Here is a 19047-nt window from a genome sequence, read left to right as displayed (position 1 = left end):
TGCAAAAATATATATCCTCGCTTATAAATGCAATGTTCTTGCCTGAAAGGGGGGGAGGGGAGATAATAAACAACTCCCTTCACAATCCCATGCCTTTGTCGGACATTGGAAAAAGTGAAGGGAGTGAGTAAACGGATTTACTGTTGGGGTCTGGATGCAATCAGTAAAAAAGGAATAAATTCGATTATTTTTTCTTTTCTTCTGTTGAAAAGGAATAGGGGAAATCAGAAGGCTGAATACCTCTCTGTAAATTAGGAGTCCGGCTCATATGGCATTTTATGGTTCCGCCTTTGAGCAGATCCCCGTGTTTCAGATAGTTCTTGGTATAATTATCTCCGTTGAACTGGAGCGATTTTATATACATGGTATTCTCGTCGTTGTCAGGAGCATCTATTACCAAATTATTACCATTCTCCAGATGTAGGGTCGCTTTCTTGAACAGAGGGGCTCCAAGTACATATTCATCGGTTCCCGGACATACCGGGTAGAATCCCAATGCAGAGAATACATACCAGGCAGAAGTTTGACCGTTATCTTCATCACCGCAATAACCGTCGGGACCGGGAGTATACATGCGATCCATCACTTGGCGTAACCAATATTGGGCTTTCCAAGGTTGTCCGACATAATTATACAGATAGATCATGTGCTGAATGGGCTGATTGCCGTGTGCATAATTTCCCATATTCATTACGGTCATTTCGCGGATCTCATGAATTACTTGTCCGTAATAGCTGTCGTCGAATAAAGGTGGAACGGCAAATACGGAGTCGAGCATCTGAACGAAGGGAGCTTTACCTCCCATAAGGTCAATCAGTCCCTGGGGATCATGGAATACAGACCAGGAATAGTGCCAGCTATTGCCTTCTGTGAAAGCATCTCCCCATTTTAAAGGGGAAAATGGAGATTGAAATTGTCCGTCTTCATTGCGTCCGCGCATCAATTTCGATTCCTTGTCGAATATATTACGATAATTCATGGCACGTTGTGCAAAGAGCTTTTGCTCTTTTTTCGGGCGGTTCAATGCTTTGGCAAGCTGGTAGATACACCAGTCGTTGTATGCGTATTCTAATGTGCGGGCAGCATTTTCGTTGATTTTTACATCATAGGGCACGTAACCCAATTTATTGTAATATTCATATCCGAGACGTCCGGTAGAAGAAACTTCCGGATGTACATTCTCTGTTCCGTGAATAAGCCCTTCGTACAGTGTTTTTACATCGTCCACTTTCACTCCTTTCAAGTAGGCATCTACCAGTACGGATGCCGAGTTGTTACCAATCATGCAACCTCTGTGTCCGGGGCTTGCCCATTCGGGGAAGAATCCGCTTTCCTTGTAGGTATTGATGAGACCTTCCTGCATCTCTTGGTTCACCGACGGATACATTAAGTTGAGAAAAGGAAACAGGCAACGGAAGGTGTCCCAGAAACCGGTGTCGGTGTACATGTATCCGGGAAGCACTTGTCCGTTGTATGGGCTGTAATGAACAGGATTTCCGTTTATATCCAGTTCGTAGAATTTGCGTGGAAAAAGAAGAGAGCGATAGAGGCACGAATAGAATGTGCGATATTGATCGAGATTACCGCCTTCTACTTCTATTTTACCTAAAACGTTGTTCCAGGAATCTTTTCCTTTCTGGACTAAGGTGTCGAAATCATCGTTTCCGAGTTCTTTCAGATTCTGTACGGCCTGGTCGGGGCTGATGAACGAAGAGGCGATACGGGCATGCACTATTTCTCCTTTACGGGTTTTGAAACCGATAACGGCACCGGTGTGGTCGGCTGTTTGTTCAAGCGTATTTTCTTTCAGAGCCTTGTCCGCAAAAGTAGCTTTATAGGTAAACGGTTTATCGAATTCGATAACGAAGTAGTTTTTAAAATTCTCCGGTACTCCTCCGCTATTACGTGTAGTGTAACCGATGATTTTGTTCTGTTCCGGTAAAATACGGATGTATGACCCTTTGTCAAAGGCATCTACAACGATGTACGAATGATCATTTTCCGGAAAGGTAAAGCGGAAAAGAACGGCACGTTCGGTTGGGGTCATTTCGGTTACTACATCGTGTTCGGCAAGGTATACTTTATAATAATGAGGGCGGGCTACTTCTCCTTTGTGGGCGAACCAGCTGGCTCGTTTTTCTTCATCGAATTCGGGCTTCCCAACAACAGGCATAATAGAAAACTGCCCGTAATCATTGATCCATGGGCTGGGCTGATGGGTCTGTTTGAAACCGCGAATTTTGTTTGCAGTGTAAACATACTGCCAGCCATCCCCCATTTTTCCGGTTTGGGGTGTCCAGAAGTTCATTCCCCAAGGGCGGGAAATAGCAGGATATGTATTTCCGGTGGAGAGTTCGTAGGAAGACTGGGTTCCCATCAGGGGATTGACATATTGAGTCCAGTCTTTTGCCTGGATAAGAAGTGCGCTACTCAGCGCACAGATCATTAAAAGAAGTTTTTTCATAATATATGAGTTGAGTGTTTACCGGGGAGAAGGTAAACCGATGAAATTATTTCTTAGTCTGGTCGGATATAAATATACTGTTTCCTACGATCTTATAATCGATGGGAATTGAATTCTTTAAAGATTTTAATACAGAATTGATGCTGTCTTTTCTTTTTAATACTCCCGAATATGTATTGTTGATTGTGATATCAGGAGATAAGATGATTTTTACATTGTAGAAGCGTTCCAATGTTTTTGCTATGCTATAGATATCCGCTTTCTCGAAAGGTATCAGATTGTTGTGCCACACCGCATCCATTCGGGCGTCCACTTGCTTTACGGTCAGCCGTTTGCTCTCTCTGTTAAGCTCTGCTTTTTGTCCCGGGGCAAGGATGATCATCCCTTCTTCATTATTGCCTTTGACTTCAATCTCTCCTTCTATCAGAGTGGCCTCTGCCGATTTGCAGGCTTTGCTGCTCTTGAAGTTGAAAGTGGTTCCAAGTACCCTTACCTGCATGGCTTCGCTCTGCACGATAAAGGGTTTTGCTTTATTTTTGGTTACTTCGAAATAGGCTTCACCTTCCAGATAAACGTTTCTCTCTTTGTCGGAGAATTCGCGTGGGTATTTGAGGACAGCCGACTGGTTTAACCATACTTTAGTGCCGTCCGGCAATACGATTTCTTCTACATTGCCTTCTGAGGCAACAGCGATCATCTTGTTGTTTATCAGGGCATTTTGTCCTATCCAATAGGTGATGCCGGTACCTGTCAATAAAATGACAGTGATGATGGCTGCGTATTTCATCCAGCGGTGGATCGCCAATGTCCTGTTCTGCTTTGCTTCTTCTATGGCCAGACGTTTGTACAAACTCCTTTCCGCCTGGTCCATTCTTTTGGGAGATACTGTATGTTTTTCTTTTCCGAGATGGTATATTTCTTCCATCCGGAATAGCTTTCGGGCATTTTCATCTGATTCTTTTATCCAGAGATTTACCTGGACGAGTTCTTCCTCTGTGCACTTCCCCATGAGGAACTTTGCTATTATTTCTTCGCTGAGATTATTCATTTCTTCTATATATTATATAAATAAACAACTCAATCAATAAAAACACTTACTTATCTCAGAAAAAATAATGTGAGTAAGATAATTAAGTGATCGAGTCTGCTCCGTAAGTATTTCAGTGCCTTGTACATATGTGCTTCTACTGTGCGCAGTGAAACTCCCATTGTATCTGCTATTTCCCGGTTTTTCATATCGTGCAGATAGCTTAATTTGAACACCTCCTTACATTTGTCGGGCAACTCATTTATGGCATCATATATTTCTTTTTTTAATTCACGGTCTTCTATCCGCCGGATTACTTCGTTGTTGTCCGGTTGATAGAATTCTACACGTTTCTGGTTGATTTCTTCTACGATGGCCATGTAGCCGCTTTCGATATTGCGGTGTTTCAACACGTTGAGCGAACGTGTATACACAGCCCGGTAAAGGAAAGCCTGTATCTGGTCTCCGATTTCCATGGAATCTTTACGTTTCCAAAGCTCCACAAATACGTCCTGTACCACGTCCTCTGCTTCTTCTTCACCTACCAGACGGGTGGCGTAGAAGATCAGATTCGGATAGTACTTTCGAAAGAGAGCTTTGTAGGTGATATTAAAATCTTCCTTCATTCACGGTTTTTTTAGGTTACTTATACCATACCGGGCCGGGGGTGTTGCCCATTTCAAATTCAAGAGTGGCACCTCCCATTATTTGTTCATGGGTGATGTAGCTCTTGTCATAAGGCTTACCGTCGAGTTTTACGGATTGAATGTAAATATTCTCTCTGCTGACGGCCGGAGCGAGTACAGTAAATGCATTACCATTCGATAACTGCATTTTCATTTCAGGAAACAGGGGGGTACCTATCTCATATTTTCCACTGACCGGATCTACCGGATAAAATCCCATTGCGCTGAATACATACCAGGCGGACATCTGACCGCAATCTTCGTTGCCACAAAGTCCGGCGGGAGTATTTAGATAAAGTTCATGCATGACTTTGGCTGCATATTGCTGGGTTTTCCAAGGTTGGTTTACGGTGTTGTACAGGTAGATCACATGATGGCTGGGCTCATTTCCGTGGGCGTATTGACCGATCATACCGGTGCTGAATATAGGAAGTTTGTCATCCGCAGAAGGGTGATAAGTGAACATGCTGTCCAGTTTTTCCGCGAAACGTTCTTTACCGCCGGTCAGTGCCATGAGCCCGTTGATGTCTTGCTGCACGGACCAGAAATATTGCCAGCCGTTGCTTTCACAGATATGTGGGGTATATTCATCCGGATGGAAATCTTTTATAAAGTTCCCTTTGTCATCTCGTGGCTGCATGAAAGAAGTAGCGGGATTGTATAGGTTTTTATAGTTTTGAGAACGTTTGTGAAATTCTTCGGCGACCTCTTTCCTACCCATCTTTTCAGCCATCTTGGCAATGCAATAATCGTCATATGCATATTCCAGTGTTTTAGACAGCGACCAGTTTTCGGTATTGTAGCTATCTGTGATATTGTAAGGTACATATCCTGATTTTTTATAGATTCCGATGCCGCGATAATCATCTATATTAGCTGTTGCGACACAGGCTTCAAGCGCTTTTTCCGGATCAAAATTGCCTATGCCTTTCAAGTAGGCATCTACGATTACAGGAACGGCATGGTAACCGATCATCATATCGGTTTCACTGCCGTAGAAGTTCCACACCGGAAGGCGGCCGTTTTGTTCATAAAAGGCAAGGAAGGATTTCACCATATCGTTGGCACGTTCCGGTTCGGTATAGGTGAAAAGGGGATGGGCGGCACGGAAAGTATCCCATAGTGAGAAGGTACTGTAGTTTACCCAGCCGTTTGTCTGGTGGATTTGTTTGTCAGGGCCGTAATATGCACCGTCCACATCACTATAAATGGTCGGCGCAATCATGCTGTGATAGAGTGCGGTATAAAAGTTTACTTTATCATCGTTGTTGCTGCTTTCCACTTTTATTTTGGAAAGTTGCCGGTTCCAGTTGTCGCGAATCGCATTACGATATTTATCAAAGTCATTGTCGGGTACTTCGGCCGATAAATTTCTTTCGGCTCCTTGCATGCTGACTCCGGAAATGGCAGTGCTGACAATAATTTGTTCACCTTTCTTTGTGTTGAAATCAAAGCGGGCTATGGCGGCGGTTCCTATGTGTTTGCCATCTTTGATGATGGCAGTCGTATCTATTTGTACAGAGGTAAAAGGTTTTGAGAAACGGGTCCGGAAATAAATATGCTGGTCACGTGCCCATCCGTCGGAGAATCGGTAACCTTGTATGGTGACAGAATCTACAATCTCGACGCGGGAGTCGTTGGTGAAATCCCAGTTCATCGCCTTTTTTAGATTCAGGAAGATGGCTGCCTGTGCTTCCGGAAAAGTGTAACGCTGAATACCGCAGCGTTCGGTAGCAGTAAGTTCTACATTTATATTATAGTCTTTTAGCAGTACCTGGTAGTAACCGGCTGTTGCCGATTCGTCGTCATGGGAGAAACGGGAATGGATGCCTAACGGTGCTTCCGCCTCTTTATAAGGCAGGGTTACGGGCATGAAAGAAATATCATACAGGTCGCCGGCACCTGTTCCCGACAGATGGGTATGGCTGAATCCGGCAATGGTACTGTCCGGGTAAAAGTATCCTGATATTCGATCCCAGCCGGGGAGACCATTGTCCGGACTAAGCTGGACCATGCCGAATGGCGCTTGTGCTCCGGGATAGGTATTACCTGTAAAATCGGTTCCTATGAAAGGGTTTACGTACGTTGTGTAGTCTACAGATACTTTTTCGTGAGGAGCGGTGCAGGCAGTGAATAGTAGTAAAAAAAATAAAAGTGCGTAGGTGAATGTCTTCATATGTTCGGGGTTAGAGTTTAGCGATAACATAGTTTCAAGCCGCAAATGTAAAAAATATAAGGTAAATAAGTAATATAAAAGCTGAACTTTATGTCAATTTCTCTATGTTTAGGTCTGTTTTCGCCGGGTTATAAAGAAAAAAAGGATTGAATCTCCTTTTACGAGAATCAATCCTTTGCTTTTATAAGAAAAAATCTGATTTTAGATACCGGCCAGTTCCAATACTTTTTCTATGGCGGCATTTAACCCGTCCGGATTCTTTCCTCCGGCTGTTGCGAAATGAGGTTGGCCACCGCCACCGCCTTGAATCAGTTTGGCAGCTTCTCTTACCAGATCACCGGCTTTTAATCCACCTGCAACCAGATTGTCACTGATCATAACTGTCAGCATCGGTTTTGCGTGGTCGATGGTTCCTGCAACGAAGAAGAAGTTTTCTGTGATTTCCCCGCGCAGTTGGAAAGCGATATTCTTTATGGTTTCGGCTGGCATTGGAGCGCAGAACTTAACTACTTTAATGCCGTGGATTTCCTGTACATTTTTCAATAGGCGTTCTTTGAGAGCTACCTCTTTCTCTTTCATAAAGTCTTCGAGCTGTTTCTTCAGTCCGGCGTTTTCGTCAATGTACTTACGGATGGCAATGCCTAAATCGGGTGCATTGTTGAAAAGTGCCTTGAGATCGCTCAGAGTATCTTGGATAGTGTCCAACATCTCTTCCACTTTTACCCCTGTAAATGCTTCGATACGGCGTACACCGGCAGCAACCGAACTTTCAGACATGATTTTTATCATGCCGATGTTTCCGGTGGCAGCTACATGGGTACCTCCACAGAATTCCACGGATGAGCCAAATTGTATGACGCGCACGTGGTCGCCGTATTTTTCACCGAAGAGGGCAATTGCACCCAGCTCTTTAGCTTCTTCAATAGGAATATTGCGATACTCTTTCAAGGGAATATTGGCGCGGATTTTGGCATTTACCATATGCTCTACTTTACGGATTTCTTCGTCTGTCACTTTCTGGAAGTGGGAGAAGTCAAAGCGCAGGGAATCCGGGGTTACCAGCGATCCTTTTTGTTCTACATGTTCGCCCAGAACCTCACGCAGGGCCTCGTCCAGTAAGTGGGTGGCAGAGTGGTTGGCCGCACAGGCTGCACGTTTGTCTGTATCTACACAAGCCATCATCGGAGCATCCGGATGTTCCGGTAATTTCTTGGTAATGTGAATCGGCAGATTATTTTCTTTCTTGGTATCAATTACGTCGATGGTCTCGAATTCGCTGACCAATACACCGGTATCACCTACCTGGCCGCCGCTTTCGGCGTAGAAAGGAGTATGATCGAGTACGATTTGATACAATGTCTGATTTTTTTGTTTTATCTGACGGTAACGCAAAATAGATACTTCGTATTCTGTGTAGTCATAACCGACAAATTCACTGGTTCCTTCTTTTAGTATGATCCAGTCTCCTGTTTCTATTGCAGCAGCGTTGCGTGCACGTTGTTTTTGTTGTTGCATTTCTGCGTCAAACTCTCCGATGTTTACGGTCATGCCGTTTTCGCGAAGAATCAATTCCGTAAGGTCAAGCGGGAAACCGAAAGTATCATATAAAGTGAAAGCGTCTTTTCCACTGATTTCTGTCTTTCCGGCAGCTTTGGTATCGGCCATTGTCTTGTCGAGCAGACGAATTCCTGTTTCCAATGTACGGAGAAAAGCTTCTTCTTCTTCTTTAATTACCTTTTCGATTAATCCTTTCTGGGCGATCAATTCCGGATAAGCATCTCCCATATTATCAATCAGTACCGGAAGAAGCTTATACATAAATGCCTGTTTCTGTCCCAGGAAGGTATAACCGTAACGTACGGCACGACGCAGGATGCGACGGATAACGTATCCGGCTTTGGCATTCGATGGCAATTGTCCGTCTGTGATGGAGAAAGCAATCGTACGAATGTGGTCGGCTATTACGCGCATGGCGATATCCTGCTGTTTGTCTTTACCGTATTCAACTCCCGCCATTTTGGCAATGGCCTTGATCATCGGCTGGAATACATCCGTATCGTAATTGGAGGTTTTTCCTTGCAATGCCATACACAGACGTTCGAAACCCATACCTGTATCGATTACTTTTGCAGGAAGCGATTCGAGACTGCCATCCGCTTTGCGGTTGTATTGCATGAATACGAGATTCCATATTTCGATTACTTGCGGATGATCGTGGTTTACGAGATCGCGACCGGAAATTTTTGCACGTTCTTCTGCCGGACGCAGGTCGATATGGATTTCCGAGCAAGGACCGCAAGGACCGGTATCACCCATTTCCCAGAAGTTATCATGCTTGTTTCCATTGATGATGTGATCTTTCGGCAGGAATTGTTCCCAATAAGAAGCTGCCTCATTGTCGCGCTCCAATCCTTCTTCGGGGCTGCCTTCGAATACGGTGGCATACAAGTGTTCCGGGTTTAGCTTCAGTACGTCTACCAGATATTCCCATGCCCAACTGATAGCCTCTTTCTTGAAGTAATCACCGAAAGACCAGTTGCCCAACATTTCGAACATGGTATGGTGGTACGTGTCATGTCCTACTTCTTCAAGGTCATTATGTTTTCCGCTTACGCGAAGGCATTTCTGTGAATCCGCCACTCTGTGGTATTTCGCCGGGTGATTACCCAAAATAATATCTTTAAACTGATTCATCCCTGCGTTTGTAAACATCAGGGTAGGATCGTCTTTTATCACCATCGGAGCCGATGGAACAATCTGATGTCCTTTCGACTCAAAGAAATTCTTAAACGAATCTCTTGTCTCTTTTGCAGTCAACATACTTTTTATATATCTATTGTTGAGGTTAATATTCTCAAAAAAACAGTGCAAAGATAGCTTGTTTTTATTATTTTTGCCCCATCAACCATCGAAATATTTCCTAAGATGCGTAAAGTTTATTACATCTATAATCCGCGAACACAGACTTATGACCGAATTTATCCTACTGTCCGGCAGAGGGCGTTGAGTATTCTTCGCCGTCTTTTTATCGGTATGGGACTGGGGGCAGGGAGTTTTATTGTATTGTTATTCATCTTCGGCTCTCCGTCCGAGAAAGAACTGAGGACGGAAAATAGCCGTTTGCTGGCACAATACAACGTGCTTTCTCGTCGGTTGGATGATGCTTTGGGGGTATTGCAGGATGTGCAACAGCGTGATGATAATCTTTATCGTGTTATTTTGCAGGCTGATCCGGTGTCACCTGCCATCCGGAGAGCCGGATATGGTGGAACGAACCGTTATGAAGACCTGATCGATCTGGCAAATTCAAAACTTGTTATCAATACGACTCAGAAGTTGGACTTGCTCACGAAGCAGTTGTATATTCAGTCTAAATCGTTTGATGATGTTGTTGCCATGTGTAAGAATCAGGATGAAATGCTTAGGTGTATTCCGGCCATTCAGCCGATTTCGAATAAGGATTTGAAGAAAACAGCTTCGGGATACGGAACGCGTATCGACCCTATTTACGGAACTACTAAATTTCATGCCGGCATGGACTTTTCTGCCAATCCGGGCACGGATGTGTATGCCACCGGAGATGGAGTGGTTGTAAAAGTAGGATGGGAGACAGGGTACGGGAATACGGTCGAGATAGATCATGGTTTTGGATACCGGACGCGTTATGCACACCTCAAGGAATATCGTACGAAGCTCGGAAAGAAGGTTGTGCGCGGTGAAGTGATTGCCGGAGTGGGTAGTACGGGTAAGAGTACGGGACCACATTTGCATTATGAAGTGCATTTCAAGGGGCAGGTAATGAATCCCGTGAACTATTACTTTATGGATTTGAGTGCGGAAGATTATGATAAGATGGTTCAATTAGCTGCTAACCACGGTAAAGTATTCGATTAAAGATGCCAATCCATACAGAGAAAAATTATAAGCTATATTATTCGATAGCTGAAGTAGCGGAGATGTTTGATGTCAATCAGTCTTTGCTTCGTTTTTGGGAGAAAGAGTTTCCACAGATTGCTCCTAAAACCAATGGGCGTGGTGTGCGGCAATACCGTAAGGAGGATGTGGATACCATTGCTTTGATTTATCATTTGGTAAAAGAAAAAGGGATGACCCTTCCCGGTGCCCGTCAGAAGTTGAAAGATAATAAAGAGGCTACGATCCGTAATTTCGAAATCATTAATCGGTTGAAAGAGATTAGAGAAGAATTGTTATCTATAAAAAAAGAACTGGATGAGCGATAAATGCTGAATCCGGTTCTTTTTATTAATTATACATTGCTTTAGTTCTCTACGCGTGTGACGGATTTGACATTTTTTATTTTACGCAGATTGTCGCAGATAGCTTTTACATCATCTACATCGTGTACATAAAGCTGTACTTTTCCCTCGAAAATGCCATCGTTCGTTTCTATATCCAACTTTCGGATATTGACATTGAGCTGTCGTGAGATAATTTGGGTGATTTCGTTTAAGAGTCCCATGCCGTCTATACCCTTAATATAGATATATACCAGGAAAGAAAGTGTTTTATGGGTATCCCATGCCGTAGCAATGATACGGTTGCCATAGCTGCTCTTTAATTTTGCAGCAACCGGACATTGGCGCTTGTGGATGATAACCTGATCATTCTCATCGATATATCCCAGTACATCGTCACCCGGAATCGGATGACAACATTCGGCCATGATATACTTTTTCTGTAGGGCTTCTTCCGTTAATTTTAAGATCTGCTTCGGATTGATGATCTCCTTTTCCGGAATCTCTTTTTCTTCCGGTTGTTTGTCTTTGTTGCCACCACCAAAAGAGAAAGTGAGATATTTTTTCCAGTTATTACTTTGTTTTTCTTTTAGTTCGTTCTTATCGGCTTCTCCCAAGATAATTGTTTTATTGCCGATAGCTACAAGTAAATCCTCTTCATTCTTCATGTTATGCAGTTTGCATAATTTTTCGATGACCACTGCACTCGGACGTACTTCTTCTTTTTTTAGAAATTCGTTGAGAAGCTCTTCACCCTCTTTTTGATTGATTTTTCGCTCTTTACGAAGAATTGCTGCAATTTTGGCTCGTGCGCGGGCTGTAGTAGCGAATACTTCCCATTGAGGTTGTACGCGTTGTGATTTGGAAGTAAGGATTTCTACCTGATCTCCACTTTGTAATTTATGGCTTAATGGTACCAGTTTATGGTTCACTTTAGCCCCGATGCAATGACTGCCGATATCTGTGTGCAATGAGAAAGCAAAATCTAAGGCCGTAGAATTTTGAGGCATAGTCTTAAGCTCTCCTTTGGGGGTGAACACAAATATTTCGGAAGCGAATAAATTTAGCTTAATGGTGTCTAAAAAGTCAATGGCATCCGGTTGCGGATCGTCAAGGATCTCTTTAATCGTTTTTAGCCATTTCTCTAATTCTCCTTCATCTTCACTTCCACCGCCTTCTTTGTATTTCCAATGAGCGGCAAACCCTTGTTCGGCAACGTCGTTCATACGTTCGCTACGAATCTGTACTTCAATCCACTGCCCGTTGTTTCCCATTAAGGTGACGTGCAATGCCTGATAGCCATTTGCTTTCGGGTGGCTTACCCAGTCACGCAGACGGTCAGGGTGGGGTTTGTATATTTTGGAGATGGATACATAGATGTCAAAGCAGTCGTTCAGTTCTTCTTCCGGATTTCGGGGTTCGAATATGATACGTACTGCAAGCAAGTCGTATATTTCTTCAAACGGGACATGCTTGGTTTGCATCTTGTTCCAGATAGAATAGATCGATTTTACACGGGCGATAATACGATATTTTAACCCCATTTTATCCAGCTGTTCACGGATTGGGGCTGTGAAATTATTGAATACCTTATCGCGTTCGGCGGCAGTGGCGTCCAGCTTCTTTTCGATTTCTTGATATTCTTCGGGGTGTTCGTATTTGAAACTTAAGTTTTCTAATTCTGTTTTTATCTTATACAATCCCAAACGGTTAGCAAGGGGAGCATAGATATAGAGTGTTTCTCCGGCAATTTTGTACTGTTTATTAGGCAACATTGAACCCAATGTGCGCATGTTGTGCAGACGATCGGCAATCTTTATGAGGATCACGCGGATATCATCCGACATTGTGAGTAGCAACTTCTTGAAATTTTCCGCCTGAGCCGATGCACGGTCGCCAAAGATACCGCCGGATATCTTGGTAAGTCCGTCTACGATTTGTGCGATCTTGGTTCCAAAAATGTTTTCAATGTCTTCTACCGTATAATCGGTATCTTCTACAACATCATGGAGCAGGGCTGCACAAATGGATGTGGAACCTAACCCTATTTCATTACACACAATTTGAGCTACAGCAATAGGGTGCATGATATAAGGCTCACCGGAACGTCGTTTGATACCTTTGTGCGCTTGATTGGCAAAATTGAACGCTTTGGTTATAATTTCAACACGTTTACGATGCTTTGTGGCAAGATAATCATGTAGCAGTTGTTGAAATGCCTGGTCGATCATTTCTTCTTCCGCTATTTCTTTTGGGGGTATATTATTATCCATAAATGTCATCTTTTCATTGCTTTCTGCAAAAATAGGCAATTTTCAACAGTGAGCAAGCAAAGATGTATTTATTTGTATATTTTCAATCGTTTTCCTGCCGTAATCTTGGTATTTCGCAGCCCATTCCAATTTTGAATGTCTTTTACGCGGACTTTGTATTTTTCGGCAATACTTCCCAACGTTTCACCACTGCTGATTTTGTGATAAACCAATTTCCCATTGCCGACAACCGCTTTTCCTCTTGTCGCACTTGGAGGTGTATTGTCTCTGATAGCGATTGTTTTTCTGTTTTTAAATAATTCATCGGCACGGTGTACGTAGATGGTGTCCTGTTGGTCGATGAATGTACTGATGTAATTTTGTGGCAGACGGAGTGTGTAAGGCTTACTGTCCCCGGGAATCACATTTTTCTTATATTGAGGATTCAGACTTTTGATTTGTTCGAGACTGACTCCGCAAATATCGGCTATTTGTTCAAAATGAAGTTTTTTGTTTACTTGTATTGTGTCTGTACTTGCCGGAATATTTGTTTCCATCGGACAGATGTTATGGTCACAATAGTAAGTCATTACATAATTGGCGGCAATAAATGCAGGTACATAACCCCGTGTCTCTTTGGGCAGGAAGTTGTAAATCTCCCAATAATCTGTTTTTCCGTTTGCACGGCGTATGGCTTTATTTATGGTACCCGGACCGCAATTGTAAGCGGCAATAACGAGGTTCCAGTCACCATAAATGGCATACAGCTCTTTTAAATAACGTGCAGCCGCCCAAGTGGCTTTGATCGGATCACGACGTTCGTCTACAAGGCTGTTCGACTCCAGTCCGTACATCTTTCCGGTAGCAAGCATGAATTGCCACAACCCGGAAGCCCCTGCGCGGGATACGGCTGAAGGATTCAGTGCAGATTCTATAATGGGCAGGTATCTGAGCTCCAGAGGCAGATTGTAGGCATCGAGTGCTTCTTCGAAAATAGGCATGTAGAAGTTACAGGCACTTAGCATAAAAGAAACTTGATTACGTAAACGTCCGGTATACATGTCGATGAATTTGCGTATGATTTCATTATAGGGCATTTCCATGACAGCCGGGATACGTGAAAGGCGGTCGATGTAGACGGAGTCACTGAAAAGAGGATTGATTTCAGAAGTACTACAATCCTTGCCAAGATCGATATAGTTTTTAGCTTTCCAGTCATTAAGCAGGCTGTCGAGCGGGTATGTCATGCTCACCGGAAGGTCGATACTCTCTTGGCGTTCGTTTCCGTTTTCTTTGATAATTACATCTACACTTTGTGCTTTAACCTGTGTGCTTACCAACAGGAAAAAGAGAATAAGGGAATAATAGTTTTTTAGTTTCTTCATTCTTAGTTGTTGCATCTTCAATTGTATTTTTAAAATCTAAAGCTACATTGCACGCCCACCGATTTATTTCTTGAGTGAAATTGGTCGTTGATAATAGCTGGTTCGACACGCATACTCAGATCCGGAGTGATGTCAAAGTTTGATAATTCGGCATCTACATAGGCATCTATTACGGAAATCAGATACACTCCGATAAAGGCAAATATACTGAGGTCCCGATAGCGGCGGAACATATCCTTGCGTTTGCGTAACAATTCTTTTTGTTGGTTTTCCGGATAATTGCTAAGACCACGTATATCGAGATGGCTGTTGGTGTTCGGGTCATTGTCCATGATGTCCAGATAGGCCTTGGCATAATCTTTATACATTTTTCCGTTCCAGCTCAATGCGTAGGCACATCCGGCGAATCCACCATAAATAATGGGAAGCTTCCAGTATTTTCGATTATAAATTTGTCCTCCGCCGGGGAAAACAACAGCCAGCCAAGTCGCTTTGGTAGGATTGGGCATCCATACGGTTTGTGGGATACTCGGAGGAACAGTGTCTATCGGTTGGGGTGGTGTAAATGTTGTTTCTATCTGTTCAAGATTCTTTTGGTTGATTTTATCCAGGCTGTCAGCTACTACAGGGGCTGTTACTTGCATAAGGATGCTATCAGTTTTCAGTACTGTGATACTGTCTTGGTTAAGAGACAGGCGGGCAGTTTTAAGAGAATCGGCTGTTTCCTGTCGGTTTGTATCACGATGACGGCGTGCACGGGCTTTAGGAGCTTCGCGGATGCCGATGGAATCCTGTACTGTGGTTTTGATGGGCTCTTGTGCATACACATCAATCCCTGCTACCTGTAAAAAACAGAGAAGCAGGGTGGTTAAGTATGGTTTATATATCTTATATATCCTTGTCATTTACTTCTTTAAAGTGTCGAAGATTTCCATGATACGTTCCAGCTCTTCCTCATTACTGAAAGGAATACTGATCTTACCTTTTCCTTTTTCTGAACAGGTCAGTTGTACCTTGGTATTGAAAAATCCGGAAAGATGCTGTTTGAGCATATTGAATTCTTCCGGTAGCTTAGAGCGTTTCGGTGTAATTTTCCGGGTACCGCTTTTTATACTTTCACCTTCACTAAGTGATTTTACGATTTCTTCCACTTTACGTACGGAATAGCCGTGTTCCAATATCTCTTCGAATATTTTTACCTGTAATTTAGGGTCTCCCAAAGTTATCAATGCGCGGGCATGCCCCATATCGATCTGTTTGTTTTGTAGCGCCATTTGTATGGGAGCGGGTAATTTGAGCAAACGCAGATAGTTGGCAATTGTAGTACGTTTCTTTCCTACACGTTCGCTGAGACGTTCTTGGGTCAGTTCGTATTGTTCTATCAGGTGTTGATAAGCAAGAGCAATTTCTACTGCGTTTAAGTCTTCACGCTGGATGTTCTCGATCAATGCCATCTCCATTACGTTTTCATCATCGGCTGTGCGGATGTAGGCAGGTATTGTTTCCAATCCGGCTTTCAATGATGCACGATATCGGCGTTCTCCCGCTATAATCTGATAGGCGTCATCGTTAAGTTTGCGCAACGTGATCGGTTGGATAATGCCGATTTCGGAGATAGAATCTGCCAATTCCTGCAATGCTGTTTCATCGAACTCACGGCGTGGTTGGTTAGGATTAACGGAGATTTTGGAAAGTTCTATTTCATTGATAGACGAAGACCCTTCGGTTTTCACTTCATCCATTGAAAGCAGAGCGTCCAGTCCGCGGCCTAATGCATTTCTTCTTTGTGTTGCCATATATCTTCGTTTATTTACTATTTCTGTTGATAATTTCCTGAGCTAATGCCATATGATTTTTTGCTCCGGTCGATTCGGCATCATAAAGAATAGTCGGTATGCCGTAACTGGGAGCTTCACTTAGCTTCACATTACGTTGAATAACGGTTTTAAACACCAATTCTTGAAAATGGCGTTTTACTTCGTCATATATCTGGTTGGCTTGGCGTAGTCGTGAATCGTACATGGTCAACAGGAAACCTTCGATCTCTAATGACGGATTCAACTTGGATTTGATGATTTTGATGGTATTCAGTAGCTTACTGATTCCTTCAAGAGCAAAATATTCTGCCTGTACGGGGATAATTACCGAGTCGGCTGCTGTTAATGCGTTGATAGTAATAAGACCCAGCGACGGAGAACAGTCTATTAAGATATAATCGTATTCTTTTTTCAATGGAGTCAGTACCTCTTTTAATATTTTCTCCCGATTTTTGAGATTCAGCATTTCTATTTCCGCTCCTACCAGATTGATATGTGAAGAGATGACTTTCAGTGATTCTATCTCAGTGTCATGGATAGCATCTTCTACGTTGGCTCTGTCTATAATACATTCGTAGATAGTACATTCAGACTGTTTGATGTCGACTCCCAGGCCTGAAGAGGCATTAGCCTGTGGGTCTGCATCAACTACCAGTACTTTTTTTTCGAGAGTAGCAAGCGAGGCTGCGAGGTTAATCGTAGTTGTTGTTTTCCCTACACCGCCTTTTTGATTGGCCAAAGCAATTATTTTTCCCATATTATCTAATTTTATCGGCAGCGAAATAAGTGATAATAACTCAGAGTGCCTACGAAAAAAGAGAAACTTTGCAAAATCTGTTGATAAGTCATCTGTTTTGTTAATAACTGGATGACGAAACTGCTGCGTATTCTCTTTTTAGCGTGCAAATATACATATTTATATTAAATAACAGAGTGCTTTTTTACTCACTTGCAGAAGATTAAGATTTGTAAACGCGTGAAGCGGATGTCAGATTGAATCGGGCTAAGTTGGCGGTAAACGTTCTTTTTCTTACTTTTGTGCTGAATTATATAGACTAAGGAGGTCATTATGGAAAATAGACGGCCACTGATTCTCATCTCTAATGATGACGGTATCATGGCAAAAGGTATTAGTGAACTGATAAAATTTCTCCGTCCATTGGGGGAAATTGTAGTAATGGCGCCTGATGCGCCCCGTTCCGGAAGCGGATGTGCGATTACTGTAACGCAACCGGTACATTATCAGTTGCTTCGTAAAGATGTGGGATTGACTGTATATAAATGTTCCGGTACACCGTCCGATTGTATAAAACTGGCTTGGAACACGGTACTCGAACGAAAACCGGATCTTGTTGTCGGTGGCATTAACCATGGCGATAATTCGGCTACGAATGTTCATTATTCCGGTACGATGGGAGTAGTTATCGAAGGATGTCTGAATGGTATTCCGTCTATTGGCTTTTCTCTTTGCAGTCATGATCCCGGTGCAAACTTTGAACCTGCCGGTCCATATATTCGTCAGATAGCTGCTATGGTACTGGAAAAAGGGTTGCCTCCGTTAACTTGCCTTAATGTGAATTTTCCCGATATGGCAGAACTTAAAGGTATTAAGATTTGTGAGCAGGCAAAGGGGAGATGGACGAATGAATGGGAGCCTTGTCCGCGTAAAGGTGATGACAATTATTTTTGGTTGATAGGGGAGTTCAAGGACGACGAACCGGAAAACGAGAAAAACGATCATTGGGCACTTGCCAATGGGTATGTTGCCATTACCCCTACCGTAGTAGATGTGACGGCTTATGGCTTTATGAACGAACTAAGCAAATGGTTTGAATAATGAAATATTACCTCATTGTCGGTGAAGCTTCCGGAGATTTGCACGCTTCTCATTTGATGGCGGCACTAAAAGAAGAAGATCCTTCTGCGGAATTCCGTTTTTTCGGTGGCGATTTAATGGCTGCCGTCGGCGGGACGATGGTGAAACATTATAAGGAACTCGCATACATGGGGTTTATTCCTGTTCTGCTTCATCTGCGTACTATTTTTGCCAACATGAAACGTTGCAAAGAAGACATACGTTCATGGAATCCGGATACTGTTATTCTTGTGGACTATCCGGGATTTAATTTGAATATTGCTAAATTCGTTCATTCTCATACCCGGATTCCCGTATACTATTATATCTCGCCAAAGATTTGGGCTTGGAAAGAGTACCGCATTAAGAATATTAAACGGGATGTTAACGAGCTTTTTTCAATCCTTCCTTTTGAGGTTGATTTTTTTGAAAAGAAGCATAAGTATCCTATACACTATGTGGGTAATCCTACTGTAGATGAAGTGACAGCTTTTAGCGCAGCACATTCAAAAGATTTTTCTACTTTTATCAGAGATAATAATCTCGAGGATAAACCGGTTATTGCTCTTCTTGCAGGAAGCAGGAAGCAGGAGATAAAAGACAATCTGCCCCGTATGCTGGAGGCAGCAGCGGCTTTTCCGGATTATCAGATGATATTGGCTGGTGCTCCCTCTATTTCTCCCGACTATTATCGGCAATATATCGGTGATGCGAATGTAAAAATTATTTTTGATCAAACGTATCGTTTGTTACAACATTCGGAAGCTGCTTTGGTAACTTCCGGTACGGCTACATTGGAGACTGCACTTTTCCGGGTTCCGCAGGTCGTTTGTTATTACCTGACTTGTGGTAAGTTTGTTTCTTTTTTGCGGCGGCATGTATTGAAGGTAAAATATATCTCTCTTGTTAATTTGATTGCCGGTCGTGAGGTTGTTAAAGAATTAGTGGCAGATACTATGACGGTTGAAAATATACAAGTAGAACTTGCACGCCTTCTCTCTAATGAGAAGTGTCGTCAGAAGATACTGAAAGAATATGAACATATGGCCCGGTTGCTCGGGCCGGCCGGTGCTCCCCGGCATGCAGCCCGTGAAATGGTGAAATTGCTTAAAAAATAGAATCTGTTTTG

At 43.0% G+C, this 19047-nt stretch carries 14 protein-coding genes; 4 read left to right on the top strand and 10 right to left on the bottom strand.

Annotation, left to right across the window (positions count from 1 at the left end):
* Positions 1 to 184 precede the first annotated feature (184 nt).
* From HMPREF1532_RS05230 to alaS, 5 genes are all read right to left on the bottom strand, one after another.
* Positions 185 to 2464 (bottom strand): GH92 family glycosyl hydrolase, encoded by a 2280-nt coding sequence (locus HMPREF1532_RS05230; RefSeq protein ID WP_025818962.1) that lies wholly within the window; start codon positions 2462 to 2464, stop codon positions 185 to 187.
* A gap of 46 nt (positions 2465 to 2510) precedes the next feature.
* A complete protein-coding gene (locus HMPREF1532_RS05225) occupies positions 2511 to 3512 on the bottom strand; it encodes a FecR family protein (protein ID WP_005925839.1) in 1002 nt (333 codons plus the stop codon).
* 50 nt (positions 3513 to 3562) lie between these two features.
* Positions 3563 to 4117: an RNA polymerase sigma-70 factor gene (locus HMPREF1532_RS05220; protein ID WP_005925836.1), complete on the bottom strand. Its 555-nt coding sequence runs from the start codon at positions 4115 to 4117 to the stop codon at positions 3563 to 3565.
* Between the two features lie 16 nt (positions 4118 to 4133).
* On the bottom strand, positions 4134 to 6353 hold the full coding sequence (locus HMPREF1532_RS05215) for a GH92 family glycosyl hydrolase (RefSeq protein WP_005925833.1): 2220 nt from the start codon (positions 6351 to 6353) through the stop codon (positions 4134 to 4136).
* Between the two features lie 201 nt (positions 6354 to 6554).
* On the bottom strand, positions 6555 to 9173 hold the full coding sequence (gene alaS / locus HMPREF1532_RS05210) for an alanine--tRNA ligase (protein WP_005925829.1): 2619 nt from the start codon (positions 9171 to 9173) through the stop codon (positions 6555 to 6557).
* Positions 9174 to 9278: 105 nt separating this feature from the next.
* Between alaS and HMPREF1532_RS05205 the strand changes: the two genes are divergently transcribed.
* Both HMPREF1532_RS05205 and HMPREF1532_RS05200 read left to right on the top strand, forming a co-directional pair.
* Positions 9279 to 10247, top strand: coding sequence for a M23 family metallopeptidase (locus tag HMPREF1532_RS05205; RefSeq protein WP_005925827.1), 969 nt, complete (start codon positions 9279 to 9281; stop codon positions 10245 to 10247).
* A 2-nt stretch (positions 10248 to 10249) separates the two neighbouring features.
* Positions 10250 to 10594, top strand: coding sequence for a MerR family transcriptional regulator (locus HMPREF1532_RS05200; RefSeq protein WP_005925825.1), 345 nt, complete (start codon positions 10250 to 10252; stop codon positions 10592 to 10594).
* A gap of 38 nt (positions 10595 to 10632) precedes the next feature.
* Here HMPREF1532_RS05200 and HMPREF1532_RS05195 read toward each other — a convergent pair whose 3' ends face one another.
* From HMPREF1532_RS05195 to HMPREF1532_RS05175, 5 genes are all read right to left on the bottom strand, one after another.
* The gene (locus tag HMPREF1532_RS05195; RefSeq protein WP_005925823.1) at positions 10633 to 12882 is read right to left on the bottom strand and encodes a RelA/SpoT family protein; all 2250 of its coding nucleotides are present in this window, start codon (positions 12880 to 12882) and stop codon (positions 10633 to 10635) included.
* A gap of 68 nt (positions 12883 to 12950) precedes the next feature.
* Positions 12951 to 14246 carry a lytic transglycosylase domain-containing protein gene (locus HMPREF1532_RS05190; protein WP_025818961.1) on the bottom strand — a complete coding sequence of 432 codons (1296 nt, stop codon included), beginning with the start codon at positions 14244 to 14246 and terminating at the stop codon, positions 12951 to 12953.
* 29 nt (positions 14247 to 14275) lie between these two features.
* Positions 14276 to 15151, bottom strand: a complete 876-nt coding sequence (locus HMPREF1532_RS05185; protein ID WP_005925809.1) for a DUF5683 domain-containing protein — start codon at positions 15149 to 15151, stop codon at positions 14276 to 14278.
* Positions 15152 to 16042, bottom strand: coding sequence for a ParB/RepB/Spo0J family partition protein (locus HMPREF1532_RS05180; protein ID WP_005925806.1), 891 nt, complete (start codon positions 16040 to 16042; stop codon positions 15152 to 15154). It abuts the gene before it with no gap.
* Positions 16043 to 16052: 10 nt separating this feature from the next.
* Positions 16053 to 16820, bottom strand: coding sequence for a ParA family protein (locus HMPREF1532_RS05175; protein ID WP_005925803.1), 768 nt, complete (start codon positions 16818 to 16820; stop codon positions 16053 to 16055).
* A 312-nt stretch (positions 16821 to 17132) separates the two neighbouring features.
* On the opposite strand from HMPREF1532_RS05175, the gene surE reads away from it, so the two are divergent.
* Both surE and lpxB read left to right on the top strand, forming a co-directional pair.
* Positions 17133 to 17900 (top strand): 5'/3'-nucleotidase SurE, encoded by a 768-nt coding sequence (gene surE / locus HMPREF1532_RS05170; protein WP_005925801.1) that lies wholly within the window; start codon positions 17133 to 17135, stop codon positions 17898 to 17900.
* A complete protein-coding gene (lpxB, locus tag HMPREF1532_RS05165) occupies positions 17900 to 19036 on the top strand; it encodes a lipid-A-disaccharide synthase (RefSeq protein ID WP_005925798.1) in 1137 nt (378 codons plus the stop codon). Before surE ends, lpxB begins: the two co-directional genes overlap by 1 nt.
* The last annotated feature ends 11 nt before the right edge of the window (positions 19037 to 19047 follow it).

The sequence above is a fragment of the Bacteroides salyersiae WAL 10018 = DSM 18765 = JCM 12988 genome, from assembly GCF_000381365.1.
Classification (GTDB): domain Bacteria; phylum Bacteroidota; class Bacteroidia; order Bacteroidales; family Bacteroidaceae; genus Bacteroides; species Bacteroides salyersiae.
Note: the sequence above shows the minus strand (reverse complement) of the source record. Positions and strands in the feature narration are given on the sequence as shown.